The sequence below is a fragment of the Clostridium sp. HCP1S3_C6 genome (assembly GCF_052066735.1).
Lineage (GTDB): Bacteria > Bacillota > Clostridia > Clostridiales > Clostridiaceae > Clostridium.
Window position 1 is genome coordinate 23,138 of the sequence record NZ_JBQHRN010000018.1, and the last position, 23,386, is coordinate 46,523.

The 23,386-nt window shown below is 29.5% G+C and carries 21 protein-coding genes; 20 read left to right on the top strand and 1 reads right to left on the bottom strand.

The window, feature by feature from the left end:
* Window positions 1-9 precede the first annotated feature (9 nt).
* Both ACTNAO_RS07900 and recJ read left to right on the top strand, forming a co-directional pair.
* Complete coding sequence (locus tag ACTNAO_RS07900) at window positions 10-573, top strand: DJ-1 family glyoxalase III (protein WP_441027880.1); 564 nt, start codon at window positions 10-12, stop codon at window positions 571-573.
* Between the two features lie 89 nt (window positions 574-662).
* Complete coding sequence (gene recJ / locus ACTNAO_RS07905; protein WP_441027881.1) at window positions 663-2,432, top strand: single-stranded-DNA-specific exonuclease RecJ; 1,770 nt, start codon at window positions 663-665, stop codon at window positions 2,430-2,432.
* A gap of 54 nt (window positions 2,433-2,486) precedes the next feature.
* Here recJ and ACTNAO_RS07910 read toward each other — a convergent pair whose 3' ends face one another.
* The gene (locus ACTNAO_RS07910; RefSeq protein ID WP_441027901.1) at window positions 2,487-2,702 is read right to left on the bottom strand and encodes an alpha/beta-type small acid-soluble spore protein; all 216 of its coding nucleotides are present in this window, start codon (window positions 2,700-2,702) and stop codon (window positions 2,487-2,489) included.
* 226 nt (window positions 2,703-2,928) lie between these two features.
* On the opposite strand from ACTNAO_RS07910, the gene ACTNAO_RS07915 reads away from it, so the two are divergent.
* The 18 genes from ACTNAO_RS07915 to fliY all read left to right on the top strand — a co-directional run bounded on the left by ACTNAO_RS07915 (window position 2,929) and on the right by fliY (window position 22,978).
* A complete protein-coding gene (locus ACTNAO_RS07915; RefSeq protein WP_441027902.1) occupies window positions 2,929-3,987 on the top strand; it encodes an undecaprenyldiphospho-muramoylpentapeptide beta-N-acetylglucosaminyltransferase in 1,059 nt (352 codons plus the stop codon).
* A 297-nt stretch (window positions 3,988-4,284) separates the two neighbouring features.
* Complete coding sequence (nifJ, locus tag ACTNAO_RS07920) at window positions 4,285-7,788, top strand: pyruvate:ferredoxin (flavodoxin) oxidoreductase (RefSeq protein WP_441027882.1); 3,504 nt, start codon at window positions 4,285-4,287, stop codon at window positions 7,786-7,788.
* A gap of 255 nt (window positions 7,789-8,043) precedes the next feature.
* Complete coding sequence (locus ACTNAO_RS07925) at window positions 8,044-8,364, top strand: DUF1292 domain-containing protein (protein ID WP_441027883.1); 321 nt, start codon at window positions 8,044-8,046, stop codon at window positions 8,362-8,364.
* Between the two features lie 117 nt (window positions 8,365-8,481).
* Window positions 8,482-9,306: a PHP domain-containing protein gene (locus ACTNAO_RS07930; protein ID WP_441027884.1), complete on the top strand. Its 825-nt coding sequence runs from the start codon at window positions 8,482-8,484 to the stop codon at window positions 9,304-9,306.
* Window positions 9,307-9,322: 16 nt separating this feature from the next.
* Window positions 9,323-10,516, top strand: a complete 1,194-nt coding sequence (locus ACTNAO_RS07935) for a pyridoxal phosphate-dependent aminotransferase (RefSeq protein WP_441027885.1) — start codon at window positions 9,323-9,325, stop codon at window positions 10,514-10,516.
* Window positions 10,517-10,709: 193 nt separating this feature from the next.
* Window positions 10,710-11,348 (top strand): HAD-IB family hydrolase, encoded by a 639-nt coding sequence (locus ACTNAO_RS07940; RefSeq protein WP_441027886.1) that lies wholly within the window; start codon window positions 10,710-10,712, stop codon window positions 11,346-11,348.
* A gap of 24 nt (window positions 11,349-11,372) precedes the next feature.
* Window positions 11,373-12,173: an aminotransferase class IV gene (locus tag ACTNAO_RS07945; protein WP_441027887.1), complete on the top strand. Its 801-nt coding sequence runs from the start codon at window positions 11,373-11,375 to the stop codon at window positions 12,171-12,173.
* Between the two features lie 75 nt (window positions 12,174-12,248).
* Window positions 12,249-14,189: a flagellar assembly protein A gene (locus ACTNAO_RS07950; protein WP_441027888.1), complete on the top strand. Its 1,941-nt coding sequence runs from the start codon at window positions 12,249-12,251 to the stop codon at window positions 14,187-14,189.
* Window positions 14,190-14,201: 12 nt separating this feature from the next.
* Window positions 14,202-14,660 (top strand): chemotaxis protein CheW, encoded by a 459-nt coding sequence (locus ACTNAO_RS07955; protein ID WP_441027889.1) that lies wholly within the window; start codon window positions 14,202-14,204, stop codon window positions 14,658-14,660.
* A gap of 3 nt (window positions 14,661-14,663) precedes the next feature.
* Window positions 14,664-15,152 (top strand): chemotaxis protein CheD, encoded by a 489-nt coding sequence (locus ACTNAO_RS07960; RefSeq protein WP_441027890.1) that lies wholly within the window; start codon window positions 14,664-14,666, stop codon window positions 15,150-15,152.
* Window positions 15,153-15,163: 11 nt separating this feature from the next.
* The gene (locus ACTNAO_RS07965; protein ID WP_441046122.1) at window positions 15,164-16,249 is read left to right on the top strand and encodes a protein-glutamate methylesterase/protein-glutamine glutaminase; all 1,086 of its coding nucleotides are present in this window, start codon (window positions 15,164-15,166) and stop codon (window positions 16,247-16,249) included.
* A gap of 10 nt (window positions 16,250-16,259) precedes the next feature.
* On the top strand, window positions 16,260-17,027 hold the full coding sequence (locus ACTNAO_RS07970) for a CheR family methyltransferase (protein ID WP_441027892.1): 768 nt from the start codon (window positions 16,260-16,262) through the stop codon (window positions 17,025-17,027).
* Between the two features lie 15 nt (window positions 17,028-17,042).
* Window positions 17,043-19,085 (top strand): chemotaxis protein CheW, encoded by a 2,043-nt coding sequence (locus ACTNAO_RS07975; protein WP_441027893.1) that lies wholly within the window; start codon window positions 17,043-17,045, stop codon window positions 19,083-19,085.
* A gap of 37 nt (window positions 19,086-19,122) precedes the next feature.
* Window positions 19,123-19,722, top strand: a complete 600-nt coding sequence (locus ACTNAO_RS07980; protein WP_441027894.1) for a chemotaxis protein CheC — start codon at window positions 19,123-19,125, stop codon at window positions 19,720-19,722.
* A gap of 12 nt (window positions 19,723-19,734) precedes the next feature.
* On the top strand, window positions 19,735-20,094 hold the full coding sequence (locus ACTNAO_RS07985) for a response regulator (RefSeq protein WP_441027895.1): 360 nt from the start codon (window positions 19,735-19,737) through the stop codon (window positions 20,092-20,094).
* Between the two features lie 36 nt (window positions 20,095-20,130).
* Window positions 20,131-20,526, top strand: coding sequence for a chemotaxis protein CheW (locus ACTNAO_RS07990; protein ID WP_441027896.1), 396 nt, complete (start codon window positions 20,131-20,133; stop codon window positions 20,524-20,526).
* 276 nt (window positions 20,527-20,802) lie between these two features.
* A complete protein-coding gene (fliM, locus tag ACTNAO_RS07995) occupies window positions 20,803-21,798 on the top strand; it encodes a flagellar motor switch protein FliM (RefSeq protein WP_441027897.1) in 996 nt (331 codons plus the stop codon).
* The gene (gene fliY / locus ACTNAO_RS08000; RefSeq protein ID WP_441027898.1) at window positions 21,791-22,978 is read left to right on the top strand and encodes a flagellar motor switch phosphatase FliY; all 1,188 of its coding nucleotides are present in this window, start codon (window positions 21,791-21,793) and stop codon (window positions 22,976-22,978) included. Before fliM ends, fliY begins: the two co-directional genes overlap by 8 nt.
* The last annotated feature ends 408 nt before the right edge of the window (window positions 22,979-23,386 follow it).

A 23,386-nucleotide genomic window follows, 5' to 3' on the forward strand; every position in this document is an offset into this window, starting at 1 on the left:
GTGATAAATATGGCAAAAAATAAAAAAGTAGCAGTTTTTCTTGCAGAAGGTTTTGAAGAGGTAGAAGCATTAACAGTTGTAGATGTGTTAAGAAGACTAGACATTCATTGTGATATGGTAAGTATTAAAGAAGAATATGTTAAAGGAGCACACAATATTTTAGTAAAGGCTGATAAAGTATTAGATGATGATATTAAAGATTATGATTTAATTACACTTCCAGGGGGGATGCCAGGAAGCACTAATTTAAGAGGCAGCCAAAAAGTTATAGAAGCAGTACAATATTTTAATGAAAATAATAAATATATTGCAGCTATTTGTGCAGCACCTATAGTTTTAGCAAAAGCTGGAGTAATAAAAGGCAAGAACGTTACATCATATCCAGGTTTTGAAGAGGAATTATCAGAAGGAAATTACATATCTTCAGAAAATGTTGTTGTTGATGGAAAAATGATAACAAGCAGAGGGCCTGCAACTGCATTGGCTTTTAGCTATAAAATAGCAGAAGAGTTAGGTGCTGATGTTAAAGATTTAAAAGAAGGAATGATGTACAACTTTTTAATTAATAATTAATCTTTAATTAACCGTAGTTATAAATTATAAAGGAAAAAATCTTAAATAAGAAAATAATTGTGCCAAACTAAAAAATAGGTGATTAAATATTGAAAGAAAATTGGATAGTAATAAATAGAAAAACAAAATTTGAAAATTTAAAGAATAATTTTAATATGCCTGATCTTACTTTGAGATTATTAGCTAATAGAGATATTTCATCAAAGGAAGAAGCTGAAAAATTTTTAAATGGAACAGTAAATGATTTGTATGATGGATTTCTTATGAAGGATATGCATAAAGCTGTAGATATCATAAAAGATGCTATATATAGTAAAAAGAAAATTATAATATATGGCGATTATGACTGTGATGGTGTATGTAGTACAACAATTCTTTATAAAACATTAAGTGAATTTAATGCCAATTTTTCATATCATATTCCAGATAGAGAAGCTGAAGGTTATGGAATGAGTATTGATAGAATAAAAAAGCTTTATGATGATGGATGTGAAGTTATATTAACATGTGATAATGGAATATCAGGAATTGAAGAAGTTAAATTTGCAAAAAGTTTAGGTATCACTGTAATAGTGACTGATCACCACGATGTTCCATTTATAGAAAATAAAGAAGGTAGAATTCCTATAATTCCAGAAGCTGATGCAGTAATAAATCCAAAGCAACAAGATTGCAATTATCCTTTTAAAGATTTATGTGGTGCTTCTGTTGCATTAAAATTTTCAATATGTCTTGCAAAATCTTTAAATAAGCAATTAAATTGTATTGAAGAATTGATACAATTTGCATCATTAGCTACAGTATGTGATGTGGTAGATTTAAAAGATGAAAATAGGATTATTGTAAAATCTGGACTTAAGCTTATACAAGACTCACAAAATAAAGGGCTTATTGCTCTTAGAAAAGTAACGGGAATGGATGGAAAAACCATAGGAGAATATACATATGGTTTTGTATATGGACCATGTATAAATGCTACTGGTAGGCTTGAAATAGCAGATTATGCTTTAGAACTTTTTGTTACAAGTGATGAAAATAATGCAAATAAATTAGCAAGTAAACTTCATAAATTAAATATTGAAAGACAAGAAATTACTACTGAAAGTTTGGAAAAGGTTAAATATAAACTTGAAAAAGAACTTAAGGATGAAAAGGTAATTGTAGTTTATGAACCTACTATTCATGAAAGTATAGTTGGAATTGTTGCTGGAAGAATAAGAGAAAAATATAATCTGCCTACAATTGTTTTAACTAAAGGAAAAGATATGATAAAAGGTTCAGGAAGAAGTACAGAAAATTATAATATGTATGAAGAACTAAATAAGTGCAAAAAGCATATATATAAATTTGGAGGGCATCCAATGGCGGCTGGTCTTTCCGTAAAAGAAGAAGATTTTTTTAATTTTAAAAAATCATTAGTTGAAAATTGTCCTTTAACAGATAAGGATATAATTCCAGTTATAAAAATAGATTCACCTATGGCAATTAGTAATATAAACGAAAATATTATAGAACAAATAGAAAAATTAAGACCCTTTGGAAAAGGTAATCCAAGTCCTCTTTTAGCCGATAAAAATATAAGAGTTTCAAGAGTGTACTTTATGGGTAGTGAAAAGAAATTTATGAAATTTAGATTTAATGCAAAAAATCTAAATGGATACATAGAAGGTGTTAATTTTTCGCAATATGATTTATTTAAAGAAATGTATACAAATAAATTTGGCAATGAAGCCTTTTTAAAACTTCAAGATACGGGATATTCTAATTTTAATATGAGTATAGTATATTATCCTAGTATTAATGAATTTAATGGAAATAGAAATATTCAACTAAATATAAAGAATTTTAGAATAGAGTAAAAATTACTGCGTAATAAATCAATTTATTGCGCAGTAATTAATTTTATGGTGCCTTTATTTTAAATTTTGTTCGTATTGAGCAACCATTTTTTTTACCATTTCTCCACCAACGCTTCCGCATTCTTTAGAAGAAAGGTTTCCATTGTAATCACTAAATTTTACATTTAATTCATTTGCAACTTCATTTTTTAATTGATTTAATCCAGCTTTAGCTTCTGGAACTAATACTTTTGAATATGATTGATTTTGTGAAGATGCATTTGATTGCATGTTTGAATTTTGATTGTTTGAATTTGTCATATAAATCATCTCCTTTTTTGTTACACTATTATTTTGTCGAAATTTTGCTGTTATATGTTATTTAATTAGAGGTATAATAGGAAATATATTCTTTAATATAAATAGAATACCTTGATAAGATTTTTTAAGAAGTTATAATTAAAATTATGAAAGAAAAGTTTAGGAGTGATATTTTTTGGATAAATATAAGATAATAATGACAGGTGGAGGTACAGCAGGTCATGTTACACCTAATTTGGCATTAATTCCGAGTCTTAAAAAGAAAGGATTTGAGGTTAAATATATTGGAAGTAAAGATGGTATAGAAAAAGATATTGTAAATAATAATAAGATACCTTACTATGGAATATCATCTGGTAAACTTAGACGATATTTTGATATAAAAAATTTTTCTGATCCATTTAAGGTTATAAAGGGAGTTTTTGAAGCAAGGAAGGTTCTTTCAAAAGAAAAGCCTGATGTAGTATTTTCTAAAGGAGGTTTTGTTTCAGTTCCAGTAGTAATTGCAGCATCAATGAAGGGAATACCTGTAGTAGCTCATGAATCAGATATGACACCTGGACTTGCAAATAAATTAGCATCTCCTTTTTGTGATAAATTATGTGTTACATTTAGGGAAAGCTTAAAATATATAAAACATAACAAGGGTGTATTAACAGGAAGTCCTATAAGACAAGAAATACTTAATGGCTCAAAATTACTTGGATTAAAATATTGTAATTTTGATGGTAAGAAAGAAGTATTATTTGTAATGGGAGGAAGTCTTGGTTCTAAGGTTATTAATGAGGTTATAAGAGAAAATTTAAATGAACTCCTAAAAGATTTTGATATAATTCATATTTGTGGTAAAGGAAATGTAGATGGAGCTTTAAAAAATAAAGCTGGTTACAGACAATTTGAATTTGTAGGAGAAGAACTTCCGAATCTTATGGCAGCTGCTGATTATATAATTTCAAGAGCAGGTGCAAATTCTATTTTTGAATTTTTAGCTTTAAATAAACCTACACTTTTAATTCCATTATCAAGGAAGGCTAGCAGAGGTGACCAAATTCTTAATGCTAATTCATTTAAAAATGAAGGATATGCATTAGTAATGGAAGAGGAAGAAATAAATAATGAATCTTTTATGAATAAAATTAAAGAGCTTAAAAGCAAAAAGAAGGATTTAATATCTAATATGAAAAAAAGCAAATCAAAAGTAGGAAATGAAGCAGTGTTAGATACAATTATGTCTGCAATAAAAGAAAAAAAATAAAATTTTAAATTCGGAATTAATTATTTTAATTAATTCTGTTTTTTATAAAAATACTAAGGTAAATTAAAAAGATTATATATACTACATATATATTGTTAACAAAATGTTAATTGTCAGAAAATTTTCATTATTGGAAATTTGATTTTAATATGCAAATTTCCTTGCAAAATAAAATTACTGATATATAATTAATACTGTAAGCAAAAAGTTAACAACAAATCCATGTTAACTTTTTAACAAAGTCTAAAATTGTTAGCTCTATAAAATTTAATATATTTTGAAAGTGGGGTTTACGTAATGAGAAAAATGAAAACTATGGATGGTAATACTGCAGCAGCTCACGTGTCTTATGCATTTACTGAAGTTACTGCAATATATCCAATCACACCATCTTCACCAATGGCAGAACACGTTGATGAATGGGTGGCACAAGGAAGAAAGAACATTTTCGGACAACCAGTAAAGGTTATGGAAATGCAATCAGAAGCAGGAGCTGCTGGTGCAGTTCATGGTTCACTACAAGCAGGTGCTTTAACAACAACTTATACAGCATCTCAAGGTTTATTATTAATGATACCAAATATGTATAAGATATCTGGTGAATTACTTCCAGGAGTATTCCATGTATCTGCAAGAGCTTTAGCTACATCAGCTCTTAATATTTTTGGTGATCACCAAGATGTTATGGCTACAAGACAAACTGGTTTTGCAATGCTTGCAGAAGGATCAGTTCAAGAAGTTATGGATTTATCAGCAGTAGCACACTTAAGTGCTATTAAATCAAGAGTTCCATTTTTAAACTTCTTTGATGGATTCAGAACATCACATGAAATTCAAAAAATAGAAGTTTTAGAATATGATGAATTAGCTAAATTACTTGACTGGGATGCAGTTAAAGAATTTAAGAAGAGAGCTTTAAATCCAAATCATCCAGTAACAAGAGGTACTGCTCAAAATGCTGATATCTACTTCCAAGAAAGAGAAGTTGTTAATAAGTATTATGAAGCTGTTCCAGATATTGTTGAAGGATATATGGCTGAAATCACTAAATTAACAGGAAGAGAATATCACTGCTTCGATTACTATGGTGCACCAGATGCAGATAGAGTAATCATTGCTATGGGTTCTGTAACTGATGTTTGTGAAGAAACTATTGATTACTTAATGTCAAAGGGAGAAAAAGTCGGTGTAGTTAAAGTAAGATTATACAGACCATTCTCAATAGAAAAATTATTAGCTGCAGTTCCAAAGACTGTTAAGAAGATTGCAGTTTTAGATAAGACTAAAGAACCAGGAGCAGCTGGTGAACCATTATACTTAGACGTTAAGGATGCATTCTATGGTACAGAAAATGCTCCAGTTATCGTTGGTGGTAGATTTGGTTTAGGTTCTAAGGATCCAAATCCAGGACATATTGCTGCAGTTTATGCAAATCTTGCAAAGGCTGAACCAAAGAATGGATTTACACTTGGAATCAATGATGATGTTACAAATACATCATTAGAAGTAACAGAAGATATAGATGCTACACCAGAAGGAACTACTGCTTGTAAGTTCTGGGGTCTTGGATCAGATGGTACTGTTGGTGCTAACAAGAGTGCTATTAAGATTATTGGTGACCACACTGACATGTACGCTCAAGGATATTTCTTCTATGATTCTAAGAAATCAGGAGGAATTACAGTTTCTCACTTAAGATTTGGTAAGAAACCAATTAAGTCACCATACTTAATAAACAAAGCAGATTTCGTATCTTGCTCAAACCAATCTTATGTATTTAAATACAACGTATTAGAAGGATTAAAACCAGGATCAACATTCCTTTTAAATACAATCTGGTCTCCAGAAGAAGTAGAAACTCATTTACCAGCAGCTTATAAGAGATATATCGCAAATAACGATATTAAATTCTACACAATAAATGCTGTTAAGATAGCTCAAGAAATCGGACTTGGTGGAAGAACTAACATGATAATGCAATCTGCATTCTTCAAATTAGCTAACATTATTCCAATAGATGATGCTATTAAATATCTTAAGGATTCAGTTGTAACTTCTTATGGTAAGAAGGGACAAAAGGTTGTAGACATGAACAATGCTGCTATTGATCAAGGTGTTCAATCTTTAGTTAAGATAGAAGTTCCAGAAGCTTGGAAGACAGTAGCTGACGAAGCTCCAGTTGAAATTAAACATGCTTCTCAATTTGTAAAAGATGTAGTTATCCCAATGAACAGATTAGAAGGAGATAATCTTCCTGTATCTGCATTCACTCATATGCCAGATGGTACTTTCGAAGCTGGTACTGCTGCATTTGAAAAGAGAGGAATAGCTATAAATGTTCCAGAATGGAATAGCGATAAGTGTATTCAATGTAACCAATGTTCTATGGTCTGTCCACATGCTGCTATTAGACCATTCTTAGTAAATGAATCTGAAAAAGCTAATGCTCCAGAAAGTGCTAAGATAGTAGATGCTAAGGGATTAAAGACTGATGAAAAATTATACTTTGCAATGGGTATAACTCCACTTGATTGTTCTGGTTGCGGAAACTGTGCTTTAGTCTGTCCAGTTGATGCTTTAGAAATGAAACCAGCAGAAAGTCAAAAGGATCAAGCAGATGCTTGGGATTACTTAATATACGATATAACAGACAAGAAGAACCCACTTGCTAAAGATTCAGTAAAGGGTAGCCAATTTGAAACACCACTTCTTGAATTCTCAGGAGCTTGTGCTGGTTGTGGAGAAACTCCATATGTTAAGCTTGTAACTCAATTATTTGGTGATAGAATGATGGTAGCTAATGCTACAGGATGTTCTTCAATTTGGGGAGGTTCTGCTCCTTCAACTCCATATACTAAGAACAAGAAAGGTCATGGACCAGCTTGGGCTAACTCATTATTCGAAGATAATGCTGAATATGGATTAGGTATGTTCTTAGGAGTTAAAGCTCAAAGAGAAACTTTAGCTGAAAAAGTTAAAGCTGCAGATTTAAGTGGAGATGCAAAAGCTGTTGCTGATGAATGGCTTGCAAATATGAACGAAGGTGAAGGTACTAGAGACCTTGCTGATAAGTTTGAAGCTGCACTTGAAAAAGATGGATCAGCTGCTGCTAAGGCTATATTAGAAGATAAAGACTTATTCGTTAAGAGATCTCAATGGATCTTCGGAGGAGACGGATGGGCTTACGATATCGGATACGGCGGTGTTGACCACGTTCTTGCTTCAGGTGAAGATGTAAATGTACTTGTACTTGATACAGAAGTTTACTCTAACACTGGTGGACAATCTTCTAAATCTACTCCAGCTGCTGCAATAGCTAAATTTGCTGCAAGTGGTAAGAAGACTAAGAAGAAAGATCTTGGTATGATGGCAATGAGCTATGGATATGTTTATGTTGCTCAAATTAACATGGGTGCTAACAAGGCTCAAGCTCTTAAAGCAATAGCTGAAGCTGAAGCTTATAAAGGACCATCATTAATCATTGCTTATGCTCCATGTATAAACCATGGTATCAGAATAGGTATGGGTAAGAGCCAAGAAGAAGCTAAGAGAGCTGTTGAATGTGGATATTGGTCAATGTACAGATTCAACCCAGAATTAAAGGCTGAAGGACAAAACCCATTCAAGTTAGATTCTACTAAGGAACCTAAGGCTGACTTTAAGGAATTCTTAATGGGAGAAGTTAGATACTCTTCACTTGCTAAGATGTTCCCAGAAGCTGCAGATGCTTTATTTGAAAAGACTAAGAAAGATGCAGCAGAAAGATTAGCTGGATATATTAAATTAGACGAAGGTAAATAATTTTAGATACGGATATTAAAAACTAATCATAAAAATAAAAACTAATCATTTAAAGATCGTATTTTAGAAGAGAAATTTTCTAAAATGCGGTCTTTTTTTAATTATTAATTAGTTGTAGTTAAAGCACTGAAGAATAGAAAGCTTATAGAAGCTAATAAATTTGATCACAATAATAATATTAAAAAAACTTCTTTTATTTTATGATAAAAAAGGTTAGAATATTATCATAATAATATTATTTTAAGGAGGCGCTTTATGGCTAAAGATAAGTGTTCATGTAATTCAAAAAATCATCATCATGACCATGACTGTAATTGTAATCATGATCATCATGATGAAAATTGTAATTGTGAAGATGAAGGATTTGGATCAGTTCAATATGAAGATGAAAATGGAAATGTTATAGATTATCCTATAGTTGACTGCTTTTCTGTTGAGGGAGTTGAATATGTATTAATTCAAGATGTTGATGATAATTCAACTTTCATGTTAAAGGTTGATGGAGAAGAATTAGTTAATCCAACAGATGAAGAATTTGATAGAGTTACAAAGATTTATTACGAAGCTGAAGAATAAAAAAAAGAGACTACCATATATTTTTTGTGGTGGTCTCTTTATGATTAAATAACATTTACAATATATAAAAATAATGCTATATTTTTAATGAAGAGCTTTTTGGTGAGGTGATAGGAAATGCAGTATGCTGATTTACATATTCATTCTACATATTCAGATGGTTTGTTTACACCTGAACAAATAGTTGATTTAGCAAAGGAAAAAGGTATAAAATGCATTTCAATAACAGATCACGATACTATAGCTTCTCAGTATATAACAAAAGAAAAAATTGCAAACATAGAAATTATACCAGGTGTAGAATTTAGCACTGAATATGATGACATGGAAATACATGTTCTTGGATACTTTATAGACATAAATAATCCTATTCTTATAAAAAATATAAATAGTATACAGGAAAAAAGAAGAGAGAGAGCTGAAAAAATCTTAAAAAAACTTAAGGATATAAATATAGATATTAATATTAAAGATATTAAAAGTAATAATAATACATCCTTTGGAAGAGGCAATATAGGTTCTGCCATAGCTGAAAAAGGTTATGCTAAAAATTATAAAGAAGCTTTCCTTAGATATTTAGATAAGGGAAAGATTGCCTATGTTAAGGGTGAAAAGCTTAATTATAAGCACGTTTTAAAAATAATTAGAGAAAGTGGAGGTATTTCTGTTCTTGCTCATCCAGGTAAAATATACAGAAAAATGTCACTTGAACAATTAGTAAAGGATTTTAAATGTGCTGGTTTAAATGGTATTGAGGTATATCATGCCAGTCATAGTAGTATTCAGCGAAATGCTTTCTATAATCTTGCATTAAAGCATAAGCTAATTATTACAGGAGGTAGCGATTTTCACTACAGTACAAGTAAAAATTGTATTATTGGGGATTATGGGATAGATGAAAATTTGTTATATAAATTTAAAAAATTAAGTATATATAAATAATTAATGGAGGCCAAAGATGGAATATTCAAGAAAAGCTAAAAATATTAATCCTTCTATTACATTAGCTATAACAGCAAAGGCAAAGGCATTAAAAGCACAAGGTGTTGATGTAGTAAGTTTTGGTGCAGGAGAACCAGATTTTAATACTCCAAAAAATATAATTGATGCAGCTAAAAAGGCGATGGATGAGGGAAAGACAAAATATACTGCAGCATCAGGTATAATTGAGTTAAAAGAAGCATTATGCAAAAAATTTAAAGAGGATAATAATTTATCATATAATACATCTAATATAATTATTTCAACTGGAGGTAAGCAAGCTCTTGCAAATGCTATGTTTGCAATATTAAATGAAGGAGAGGAAGTTTTAATACCAGTTCCATATTGGGTAAGCTATCCTGAACTTGTAAAACTTGCAGGTGGAAATCCAGTATTTGTTGAATGTAAAGAAGAAAATGATTATAAATTTACTATAGAAGCTTTAGAAAAAGCTACTACTAAAAAAACAAAAGCAGTTGTTATTAATAGCCCTAACAATCCAACAGGAAGTATATATTCAGAAAATGAATTAAGAGAAATTGCAGAATTTGCTAAGAAACACGATTTAATAATAATATCAGATGAAATGTATGAAAAACTAATATATGATGGAGAAAAGCATATAAGTATTGCAAGCCTTTCAGAAGATGCTTACAATAGAACAATAATAGTTAATGGATTTTCTAAAGCTTTTGCAATGACTGGATGGAGACTTGGATATTCAGCTGCTAACGAAGAAATTACAAAGCTTATGTCAAGTATTCAAAGTCATATGACTTCAAATGCAAATTCAATAACCCAATACGCAGCAGTAGAAGCATTAAATGGACCAAAAGATGCATTAAATGATATGGTTAAGGAATTTGAAGAAAGAAGAAATTATATGACAAATTTAATTGACAATATTGAAGGCTTAAGCTACATAAGACCATCAGGTGCATTTTATGTAATGATTAATATAAAAAATTGCATTAATAAATCACTTAATGGTGAAACAATAAAAGATTCTATGGATTTTTCAAAGATGTTACTTGATGAGGAAAAGGTGGCAGTTATTCCTGGTGCTGCTTTTGGACTTGAAAATTACATAAGATTATCATATGCTACATCAAAGGATATGATAGGTGAAGGATTAAAGAGAATAGAATGTTTTACAAAGAAATTAAAATAAAAATGTGTTAATATTTTTTTAAATATATGCATTTTTGTAGAACTAAATAAAAAAATTATTTAAACTTAGGTATAGAGTAGAATTTATACCTAAGTTTTTTTATATATAATAATTTAAAATAGCTTAGTTTTTTCCATTATATTTGTTATTCTTTTTAAATATTATATAATATATTTATAATGGAGGAGATAAAATGGAAAGATTAGCTTTATTTGATGTGGATTTTACAATCACCAAAAAAGAAACTCTTATGCAGCTTTATATATATACATTAAAAGAAGATAAAAAGAATATAAAATATCTTCCACGTGCATTATTTAGCGGTCTTATGTATTTGTTAAAGATTTATGATGAAAAAAGAGTTAAAGAAAGTTTTCTAAAATTTCTAGATAATATGGACGAAAATGAAATAAGGAAACTTACAAATGGATTTTATAGAAAGTCCTTAAAAGGTATTTTATATAAGGATGGCTTAAAAATGATAAAAAAGCTGAAGAAGGAAGGATATAAGGTTTACCTTATTTCTGCATCACCTGAATTTTATCTTAATGAATTATATGATATTAAAGAAGTTGATAAAATAATAGGAACAAGATTTTCCTTTGAAAATGGAAGATTTACAAGAAAGATGTATGGAGCTAATTGTAAAGGGAAAGAGAAAGTTAAAAGATTAAAGGAAGTAATAGAAAGAGAGCATATGAAAGTTGACTTTAAAAATTCATATATGTTTTCAGATTCCTTGTCAGATAAACCACTTCTTGATTTAGTAGGAAATCCATATCTTATTAATTATAAAGGAAAAAGCAAATATAAAATATTAAATTGGAAATAATACAATTTTACAGGGGGTAATAATATGAAAAAAGTATATATAAAAAATGGATTGCCAAGGAACATAGAACAATTTGAAAATGAATGTAAGGATGGAAAAATAATTTACGAAGTAATAAGAATTACTAAGGGAAAGCCACTATTTTATGAAGCACATTATGATAGATTTATTAATTCGTTAAAATTAAGTGGATCAAATTTTACTATGACAAGGGAATGGTTTAGAAAAAATATAGAAAGGCTAGTTAAGGAAAATAAATTATTGTCCGAAAATATAAAGATAACATACAATTTATCAACTGGTGACTTATTGCTTTTTTTAATAGAGCATAAATATCCTACATTAAAAATGTATAGTGAAGGGGTAGAATGTATTTTATATTTTGGTGAAAGAAATAATCCAAATGCTAAAGTCATAGATAATAATTTTAGACCAAAGGTTAATGCTGAAATTGAGAGACGTGGAGCTTTTGAGGCTATACTTGTAAATAGATATGGTGTAATTACAGAAGGAAGCAAATCCAATATATTTTTAATAAAGGATAACAAATTATATACATCTAAAGTTGAAAGTGTGCTTCCAGGTGTTACTAGAACAGAAATTATAAAAATGGCAAAGGAAAATAACATTGAGGTTATTGAAGAAAATATTAATTACACAACACTTCCAAGTTATGATGCTATGTTTATTAGCGGTACATCACCACATATTTTACCAATAAATTCTGTAGAGGGGCATAAATTTAACTGTAAAAATGAGCTTTTAAAGAAGTTAATTAATTTATTTAAAGAAAAGAGAAATGAATATTTTCTGAATTTCAAGTAAATTATTATATATAATTTGTTTTGGGTAGCAGATTAAAAGTGTTTTTAAATAATTATGGTATAAGGAGGGTTTGGTATGGAATATATATACGAAGGTAAAACAAAGAAAGAATGTTTGGAAAAAGCTTCAAAGGAATTGGGAATTAGTGAAGACAAAATAAAATACACAATTAAAGAAGAAAGTAAAGGCTTATTTTCTAAAAAGTGCAAGATATCTGTAGAATATGATGAAGTACAAAAAGATGACAATAAATCCTCAACTAATGATATGGAAGATAAAAAAAATACAAAAGAAAAAGGTGAAGAAGTTAAAACAACTTATTCTGAAATTATTTTAGATGAAAATGATATAAATGAATATGAATTATATTTTGATGTTGATATAAATATATTAGTTAATGGCAAAAAGGTAATTAACGGTACAAAGGTTACATCAAAGGATAAAATTACATTTTCAACTGAAAAAATAAAGGCAGAAAGAAGTATAAATATTGAAGTTGAACCTAATAAGGTAACTGTTACAACAAAGTATCTGCCAGAATATGTTGCAAAAATATATTGTAGAAAAATAAATGGTAATAACCTAAGAGTTAAAAAGAAAATGGAAGAAGGAAGAAAACCACCACTTTATACAAGGGATCAGATACTTAAGTTACTTGAAAAAAAAGGAGTAAAGTTTGGAATTAAGAAAGATGCATTAAATAAAGTAACTAAAGAATATGATGTTTCTGATCTTGTTATTGCAGAAGGAAGACCTGTTATAGATGATGAAGATGATACTTTAAAATTACTTTTTGATAAACCTAAAAAAAGTATTAATGATAATTCAAAGGAAACAATAGATTACAGAAATAGTAATTTTATAGCTAATGTTTGTGCAGGAGATGAAATTGCACAAATAATTATAGGTAAAGAAGGACAAAATGGAGTAGATGTTTTTGGTAATGAAACACCAAGAAAAGTAAAAAAGACTCTTGATATTAAACCTGGCCAGGGAGTAAAAATAGAAGGAAATTCTTTTTATTCTTTGATAGATGGACAACCTAATATTAAAGGTGGTATGCTTCATGTTCATAAAGTACTTCAAAATCCAGGAGATGTAGATTTGAAGTCTGGAAATATTAAATTTTCTGGAGATGTAACTATTAATGGAAGCGTTAAAGAAGGAATGACTGTTGAATGTGGTAACACATTAGAAATAAGTGGTAGCGTTGAACAGGCAACAATAAAATCCCAAGGAGAAACAAAAATACAGGGAAGCATAATAGGATCTGAAATTATTGTTGGGGCTAAAAATCTTGAAAAGCAGAATTATATAGAAGCCTTAGAAGATTTTAAGGAAGATATGGAAAATCTTGTTCTTGTAGTTATGGATGTAAAAGAAAGAAATTTACTTGGAGCAGATAAAACTGATGGACAAATAGTTAAAATTTTGCTGGAGACTAAGTTCAAAGCTATTCAAAGAAAAGCATTAAAGGTTCTTAATGGACGAGGTGGAAAAAACTATGTGAATATATGTAATTTTATACGAGGTAAAATTATAGGAGCAGGACCTTTAAAAATTAAATTTACAAGTGAACTTAGTGAATTTATTAGCTGGCTTGATGAAGAAATAAAGCCACTTAAGGGGGATATATTTATTCCTATAGATATACATGTTATGTATATGCAAGATTCTAAAATTCAAGCTACAGGTACAGTTTACATAGATGGAAAAGGGGAATATGTTACTGATATAGAAGCAAAGAAGGATGTTATTTTTACTAGAGAAGGATCTGTAGCTAGAGGTGGCAGTATAAAAGCTAAAAATATAAATGCAAAGGTTGTAGGAAGTGCAGCAGGTGTTACAACAGAGTTGAGGGTTCCAAAGACTGGAAATATAACAGCAGATGTGGCATATCAAAATACAACATTCTGTTTTGGTGAAATGAAATATGTTTTAGATAAGGCATCAAAGGGTATAAAGGCATATGTAGATAATAAAGGCGAAATAGTTGTAGATAAGCTATTGCTTTAGGAGGAATCAAGTATGGATGAGAAAGAGATAAAAATATTAATATTTGGAGTAGCTGGTGAATATTATGCTACAGATATTAGAGATGTTGAGAGAATTTTAGGATTTGAAAAAACAACACCTATGCCAGATGCACCTAGATTTATTGAAGGGGTTATTAATTATGAGGATGAAATACTTCCTATAGTAAATCTTGAAAAGAAATTTAAACTTAAGGAAACTAATAATGCAGAAGCTAAAAAAATAATATCAATAAAAAGGGAAGAAAAGAAATTTGGAATAGTTGTAGAAGATGTTTATGAAGTTAGAGATGCTAATACAGATTCTTTTGAAAATCCACCAACAATTGCCATAAAATCAGCTCAAAAATATATTAAAGGGTTAATAAAGTTAGATGGAAAAATAATAATCTTATTAAGTCTAACTGATCTTTTAACAGAGGAAGAAGAGGAAATTATTTTCTCTGAAAAATAATTTATGGCTAATGAAGTAAGGGTAGGAATTGGGGATTTAAATGTAGTAGAAAATCCAGGCAAAATAATAACAATAGGCCTTGGTTCATGTATTGGGATATTTTTATATGATAGAAGAATTAAGGTTGGAGGACTTTCTCATATAATGTTGCCTGATAGTACTCAATTTTCAACAGTAACAAATCCTATGAAATTTGCTGATCTTGCAATTCCTATGTTGTTAAAAAAAATGCAAGATATGGGCTGTTTTAAAAATAATATTGTTGCAAAGATTGCTGGTGGAGCTTCAATGTTTAAATTTGGAGGCTCTAGTGCATCTAGTGATATAGGTAGACGTAATTGTGAAATGGTTAAACACATATTGAAAGATAAGGAGGGTATTCCTATTTTGTCAGAAGAAACTGGAGGTAACAAGGGAAGAACTATGATTGCAAATGCAGAAGATGGTACAGTTACTATTAAAGTAATTGGACAGGAAGCATTTACAATATGAGAGGTGATAATATGCTAGAGATTGTAAAAGTAATAGTAGTAGATGATTCAGCTTTTATGAGAAAAGTAATATCTGATATGGTTGAATCTAGAAGTAATTATAAAGTAGTAGCAAAATTTAAAAATGGTCAAGAACTTATAGATAATATTGATAAGTATAATCCCGATATTGTAACTTTAGATATTGAAATGCCTGTTTTAAATGGAATTGAAACACTGAAAAAAATGAAATATTTACATAAAAGGTATCCTGTAATAATGCTTAGTAATCAAACATCTAAAGATTCTATACATACAATTGAATGTTTAGAATTAGGTGCTATAGATTTTATTCAAAAGCCAGGAACAATAGTTACTGATATTAGTAAAATAAAAGATGAATTGTTAGTAAAAATTGAAGCTACAGTAAAGGAGAAAAATAAGAGAAAGGAAAATAATATTAAGACAAAAAATGGTAATCGTTTAAATGCAGTAAATAGTAGAAGTGGCAATAGATATAAATATACTAACAAAGATTTATTTAGAGGTGCCCAAATAGATGCAGTAGTAATAGGCGCATCTACAGGAGGCCCTAAAGCACTGCAAAGTGTTCTACCTGTTATTTCAAAAGATATAAATGTACCTGTATTTGTTGTTCAACATATGCCTAAAGGTTTTACAAAAGCATTTGCAGAAAGAATGGATAAACTTTCAAAGCTTAAGGTAGTAGAGGCAGAGGATAACATGAAAATATGTCCTAATACCATATATATCGCACCAGGAGGGTATCATATGAAAATACATAGTAAGGACACAATTAAGCTAAGTACAGAACCTCCAATATGGGGAGTAAGACCTGCTGTAGATAAATTATTTGATTCAGCAGTAGAAATATATGGTGGAAATTTGCTTTCAGTCGTATTAACAGGTATGGGAAGAGATGGAGCAGAAGGTACAATTCATGTAAAGGATGCAGGAGGAATAACAATTTCACAAGATGAGTCTACTTGCACTATATATGGAATGCCTAAAGTTGCATATGAAACAGGAAAAGTTGATATGGTATTAAAAATAGGAGATATAGGGAATAAAATTACAGAAATACTAAAGGAAAAGTAGGTGAGAGACTATGGAATTTGTGGATTTTCATAAATGGGTATATAGAGAATTAGGAATAAATCTATTAGCATATAAACCTGAACAATTAAACAGAAGAATTAATAGCTTAATGCAAAGAAATGGTATTAGTAGCTTAGAAGAATATGAAACTGTTATAAAAAATGATAGTGAGCAAAGACAGAAGTTTTTAGATTTTATTACAATAAATGTTACTGAATTTTTTAGAAATCCTGAAATATTTGATTGTTTAGAAGAATCTATTAAGAAGGAATTGTTAACAAAAAGTAAAAATTTAAAAGTATGGAGTGCTGCATGTTCTATTGGATGTGAGCCATATAGCCTTGCTATTATGTTAAATAGAATCAATAGAAATGGCATAAACACTATAATTGCTACAGATATAGATAATACTATTTTAGCTAAAGCTAAAAAAGGTGAATATACAAATGCTGAAATTAAAAATGTTAAAAGTGATGAATTAGATAAATTCTTTGAAAAAAGGGACGATAAATATTATATAGATGATAGTATTAAATCTATGGTTACTTTTAGGAAACATGATTTAATTTTAGATTCTTATGAGAGTAATTTTGATTTGATTCTATGTAGAAATGTTGTTATTTATTTCAATAATGATGTTAAAGAAAAAATATATATGAAATTTGCAGAAAGTCTTAAACCAGGAGGTTTATTATTTGTCGGCGCAACAGAAAGTATATATAAGTATAAAGAATTTGGATTTGATAAATTATCAACATTTATTTATCAAAAGGTGTAAAGGGGGAATTTGTACATGGATACATCACAGTATTTAGAAATGTTTCTTGGAGAATCTATGGATAATCTTCAAACATTAAACGAATCATTATTAGAACTAGAACAAAATCCTGATGATATGGATAAACTAAATGAAATATTTAGAGTTGCTCATACTATAAAAGGTATGGCTGCAACAATGGGATTTTCTGATATTGCAGAATTAACTCATAAAATGGAAGATGTATTATCAGAATTTAGAGAAGGAAAATTAAAGGTTACACAAAATGTTGTAACAGTATTATTTGGATGTCTAGATACTCTAGAAAAAATGGTCAATAATATAGAGGAAGGCATTGAGGATAAGGTAGACATAACTGATATTATGAATAAGTTAATTGCCATAAAAGAAGCTACTGATAGTGGTGGTGAAGAAGCAGCAGAAAAAATGGCTGCAAGTGAGGTAGGTGCAACTGAAGAAAAGAAAGAAACTGAAGGCATTGTATTAAATGAATATGATATTTCAGTTATAAAACAAGCAAAGCAAAAAGACTTTAAAGCTTATAATATAAAAATTGAACTTAGTGAAAATACACTTTTAAAATCAGCTAGGGCATTTTTAATTGTAAAAGATTTAGAAGAACTTGGAGAAATAATTAAATCTGAACCATCAACTGAAGATATTGAAAATGAAGATTTTGAATTTAAATTAGAATTTGTACTTTTAAGTTCTAATACATTAGAAGAAATTCAAGGTGTAGCAAATGGAATATCAGAAGTTAAAAATGTTTTGGTTTCTGAAATTGATATTGATGCTGTTGAAACAGAAAAAAATAAACAGGAAGAAACTAAAAAAGTTCAAATAGAAAAGCCTAAGGTTTCACAAGAAGCTAAGAAGGAAGAAAATAAAAAGAAGGATGCACCTAAACCAGTAAAGAAAGAACACAAAAAAATGCATCAATCAGTAAGAGTAGATCTTGAAAGAATAGATAAGTTAATGAACATGGTTTCTGAAATTGTTATTTATAGAACAAGACTTGAACAAATTGTATTAAATTACAAGTCTCAAGACTTAACAGAAACTTTAGAACAAATAGGAAGAACAACATCAGATCTTCAAGATCTTGTTATGAAAATAAGAATGCTTCCTTTAGATACTGTATTTAATAGGTTCCCAAGAATGATAAGAGATATTTCTGTAGAACTTAACAAGGAAATTAATTTTGTTATTGAAGGTGCAGATACTGAACTTGATAGAACAGTAATAGATGAAATTGGTGAACCACTTATTCATTTACTTAGAAATGCAGCAGACCATGGTGTTGAGACTAAAGAAGAAAGACTTGCAGCTGGAAAGAGTCCCGTAGGAACAGTAAAACTTGTTGCATATCAAGAAGGAACAAAAGCACTTATTAAAGTAATTGATGATGGTGCTGGAATAAATGTTGAAAAAGTAAAAGCTAAGGCTGAAAAAGTAGGAATACCTACAGAAGGTTTATCAGATGATGAAATAAAAAATCTTATATTTGCTCAAGGCTTTAGTACAAATGAAGTTGTTACTGATATATCAGGAAGAGGAGTAGGAATGGATGTTGTAAAAACAAAAGTTGCAGCTCTTGGTGGTACAGTAGATCTTCAAAGTGAAGAAGGAAAAGGATCAACATTTATAATTAAGCTTCCATTAACACTTCAAATTATCCAAGCATTACTTGTTAAGGTTGGAGGGGAAACTCTTGCAATATCATTAGGATTTATTGATAGAGTTATTAATTATAAGGAAGACAAGATAAAGAGTACTAATGGCAAAGAAGTAATTATATATAGAGATGATGTTATTCCGCTTGTTAGGTTAAATGAAAAATTAGGTATTGAAGCAAGTGAAACAAATAAGAAATATGTAATAATTGTTAATGTTGGTGATAAGACAGTAGGACTTCTTGTAGATTCATTATGTGGTCAACAGGAAATTGTAATAAAACCACTTGGAAAAACATTGAAATCATTAAATCAATATATAGGTGCAACAATCTTAGGAAATGGACTTGTTACATTAATATTAGATGTAGGAGCTCTTATCTAAATGTAAAGCCTAAAATTTATTATAAAGGGGGAGTTAAATGAAAGATAAATTTACAAATATTCAGCTTGATGCTCTAAAAGAAGTATCTAATATTGGAGCAGGAAATGGAGCTACCTCTTTATCTATGATGCTTGGCAAAAAAATTGATATGACTGTTCCAGCAGTTAATATTGTAAAAATGGATGATCTTATTAATAGTGCTGGAGAAAAAGAAGTTATAGGTATTTTAGTTAAGGTCCTTGGAGATATAAAAGGAAGTATTCTTATAGAATTTGAAAAGGACAAGGCAATGCAGATAGCTAACAAACTGATAGGTAATAATGATATGACAGAGCTTAATAGCATGTCAACATCAGCTCTTTGTGAAATAGGAAATATTGTATCAGCTTCTTATATGAATTCTATAGCAAAGTTTACTGGACTTGAGATTTCACCATCAGTACCAGAATTGGCAGATGATATGAGCAGTTCAATTCTTTCAATAGTATTTGTTGAATCTGGTCAGTATGATGATTATATATTAGATATAGAAACTATATTTTTGGATGAAAATAATAACAATTTAGGAGCACATTTTTATTATGTGCCAGAACCAGGATCACTGGAAAAAATATTAAAAACAATTGGTATAAATTAGGAGGTAGAAATTATGGCTAGAGTATTAATAGTTGACGATGCAGCGTTTATGAGAATGATGATTAAGGATATATTAGAAAAAAATGGATATGAAATTGTTGGTGAAGCACCAAATGGTGCAGTAGCAGTTGAAATGTATCAAAAGGAAAAACCGGATGTGGTTACAATGGATATTACAATGCCAGATGTTGATGGTATTGAAGCTGTAAAAAGAATAAAAGCCATAGATCCTGGAGCAAAAATCATAATGTGTTCTGCAATGGGTCAACAATCAATGGTTATGGATGCAATTAAGGCAGGAGCTAGAGATTTTATCGTAAAGCCATTTCAGGCAGATAGAGTTTTAGAAGCAGTACAAAAAGTAGTAGGATAAAAATTATTTATAGTAATTTACGAAGGGGTGAGTATAGTGCAGATAGTTGTATTTAAATTAGGTGATGAACATTTTGCTGTTGAAACTGAAAAAGTACAAAGTATAAATGATATGATGAGTGTTACAAAAGTTCCGAAAGCACCTAATTACATAAAAGGATTAATTAATTTAAGAGGAAATATAAAATCTCTTGTGGACATAAATTTATTGCTAAAGGTTAATAAAAGTACAGAACAAAATAGTATAATAATATTAAATGTACAAGATGAAGAAATAGGAATATCTGTTGATGAAGTGGAAGAGGTTTTAGATATAGACCAAAAGCAAATTCAAAAGATGGATAATCAAGATAAGCAATATGTAAAAGGTATATACAATCATGAAGATAAACTTTTGACAATAATAGATATGGATTCACTTTTAAATGAATAATATTATAAATAAAATGATTTTGCAAACATTGTGTTTACAAAATCATTTTATTTAATAAGATAATTACTTAATGTAAATATTAAAAATGTAAAAAAAATATGAAATTTTATATTTAAAGCATTAAATTTGTGTATAAAATGATAAAATTAATATGATGTACTAAAGAAAAATAAAGGGTAAAAAATTTTATTCTTATCTTTTTTTAAAATTCTTATTTAAATTAAGAATTATTATTTTATAAGATTTGAAAATAAAAAAATGAAATGAGGGAGAGAAATGGCAGATGTTTTATCTCAGAGTGAGATAGATGCTTTGTTATCTGCTCTGTCTACTGGAGATCTTGAACCAGAACAAATAGAACAGGAAGAAGAAAAACATAAAATAAAAGTCTATGATTTTAGAAGTCCTCAAAAGTTCTCTAAAGATCATATTAGAACTTTAGAAATGATTCATGATAATTTCGCAAGAATATTATCAAACTATTTAACTGGTCAAATAAGAAAAAATGTAAAAGTTAAGATTGAAACTGTAGAGCAGATAACATATGAGGAATTTATACATTCAGTACAAAATCCAACTATTATGACACTTTTTAAAATGCCTCCTTTAAATGGAACAATTTTATTTGAGACAAATCTAGATTTTTCATATCAAGTACTTGATATATTACTTGGGGGTACAGGTGAAAGAAAGAGAACAGGAAAAGAAATTACTGATATAGATAAAAATATAATGTATCAGATTACAGACGGTATGATTTCTAATCTTAAGCTTGCATGGGAAGATATAATTCATGTAGAGCCAGAAATTGAAGGGATAGAAACAAACCCAGCAATAAACCAAACCCTTGCACCTAATGAACCTGTTGCACTTGTAACTTTTTCGGTCGAAATGGGTAAATCTACTACTTTTATAAATTTATGCATTCCATACATAAGTATAGAAAAGCTTATTGATAAATTAGTAGTTCAATATTGGTTTAAAAATGATGAAACTGAAGACAAAGAAGAAACTAGACAAAAAATGGAACATGTGTTAAAACCTGTAGAGGTGAATATTGCAGCAGAACTTGGACGTGCAAGTCTTACTGTTGATGATTTCTTGAAGCTAAGCAGTGGAGATATTATAAAACTTGATACTAACTCAGCTAGTCCAATAAAAGTTTTAATTGAAAATGAAGAATATTATTATGCTAAACCAGGTTTAGTAGGTAAGAATATGGGAATATCCATACTAGATATTATAAATAAGGATGTGAATGATTATGAGTAATGGGTTTTTATCTCAAGATGAGATTAATGCACTATTAAATGGTGAAGGTGGTGCATCAGATAGCCCAAAGCCAGCAGATAATGCTAACGGATTAAGTCATGATGAAGAAGATTTACTTGGAGAGATAGGAAATATATCAATGGGGTCAGCGTCTACTGCCCTATATCAAATAATAAATCAAAATGTTAACATAACAACACCAGTTGTATCTATGGCAACATTAGCTGAAATAAAGCAAGGATTTGATGCACCTACAGTTGTTATTGATGTAAAATATACAAGCGGAATAGTAGGAAGAAATATACTTATAATAAATATTCAAGATGCAGCAGTTATTGCTAATTTAATGATGGGCGGGGATGGTAAAGTATCTGATAGCGTTGAATTGTCAGAAATAGAAATTAGTGCAGTTCAAGAGGCTATGAATCAAATGATAGGTTCAGCTGCAACATCAATGGCTCAAATGTTTGGAAGAGAAGTTAATATTTCTACTCCAACATCAAAAATCTGGAAAAATAATGATGATAAACTAACAGAAGATATACCAGAAGATGAAATGCTTGTTAAAGTAAGTTTTAACATGACAATAGGTGATCTTGTTGATAGTAAAATAATGCAGGTGTTACCACTTCCAACTGCTAAAAAAATAGTGTCAATTATGATGGGAACTGAAAATAAGGAAGCTGATGAAGCACAAGCTCCTAGTACACCTACAGTAGAAGCACAAGCTCCTGCACAGCCAGCAGCACCACCTGAACAACCAAAGGTTGATGTAACTAAACAGAGTCAGCCAATGCAACAAGCTCCTAGTCAACCAGCTGCACCACCACCAGTTCAGCAGCCAATGCCACAACCAAAGCCTGTTGAAGTACATAGTGCAAGCTTTGCTCCTCTAGATCAAAGTGCAAGTGCAAGTGCTCCTAAAAATATTGATTTAATTTTAGATGTACCTCTTGATATATCAGTAGTTTTAGGAAGAAGTAGAATGAACATAAAGGATATATTAGCACTAGGAACAGGATCACTTATAGAACTTGATAAATTAGCTGAAGAACCAGTAGAAATACTTGTAAATGGAAAGCAAATAGCTTATGGTGAAGTTGTAGTAGTAGATGAAAACTTTGGTGTAAGAATAACAAGTATAGTAAGTAATGCTGATAGAATTAAATCTTTAAAATAGTATTTATAAAAAGCCTTGGGTTATGAACCTAAGGTTTTTTAAGTGTGGCCGTAAATATTTACGTCATTAAGCTTTTTGTTCTTTATCACTTACAACTTTGGTAATTAATAATTAAGGATTAATAATTAAGAATTGAGGGTATTTTTGCTCCTTGCCTCGCAAAAATTTTAATTTTATTTTAAGTGTGGGATCAAATATTTGTATTATTAAGCTTTCTATTTTTCATCATTTATAAATTAGGTTAATTAATAATTAAGGATTAATAATTAAGAATTGAGGATATTTTTACTCCTTGCCTCGCAAAAATTTTAATTTTATTTTAAGTGTGGGATCAAATATTTGTATTATTAAGCTTTCTATTTTTCATCATTTATAAATTAGGTTAATTAATAATTAAGGATTAATAAT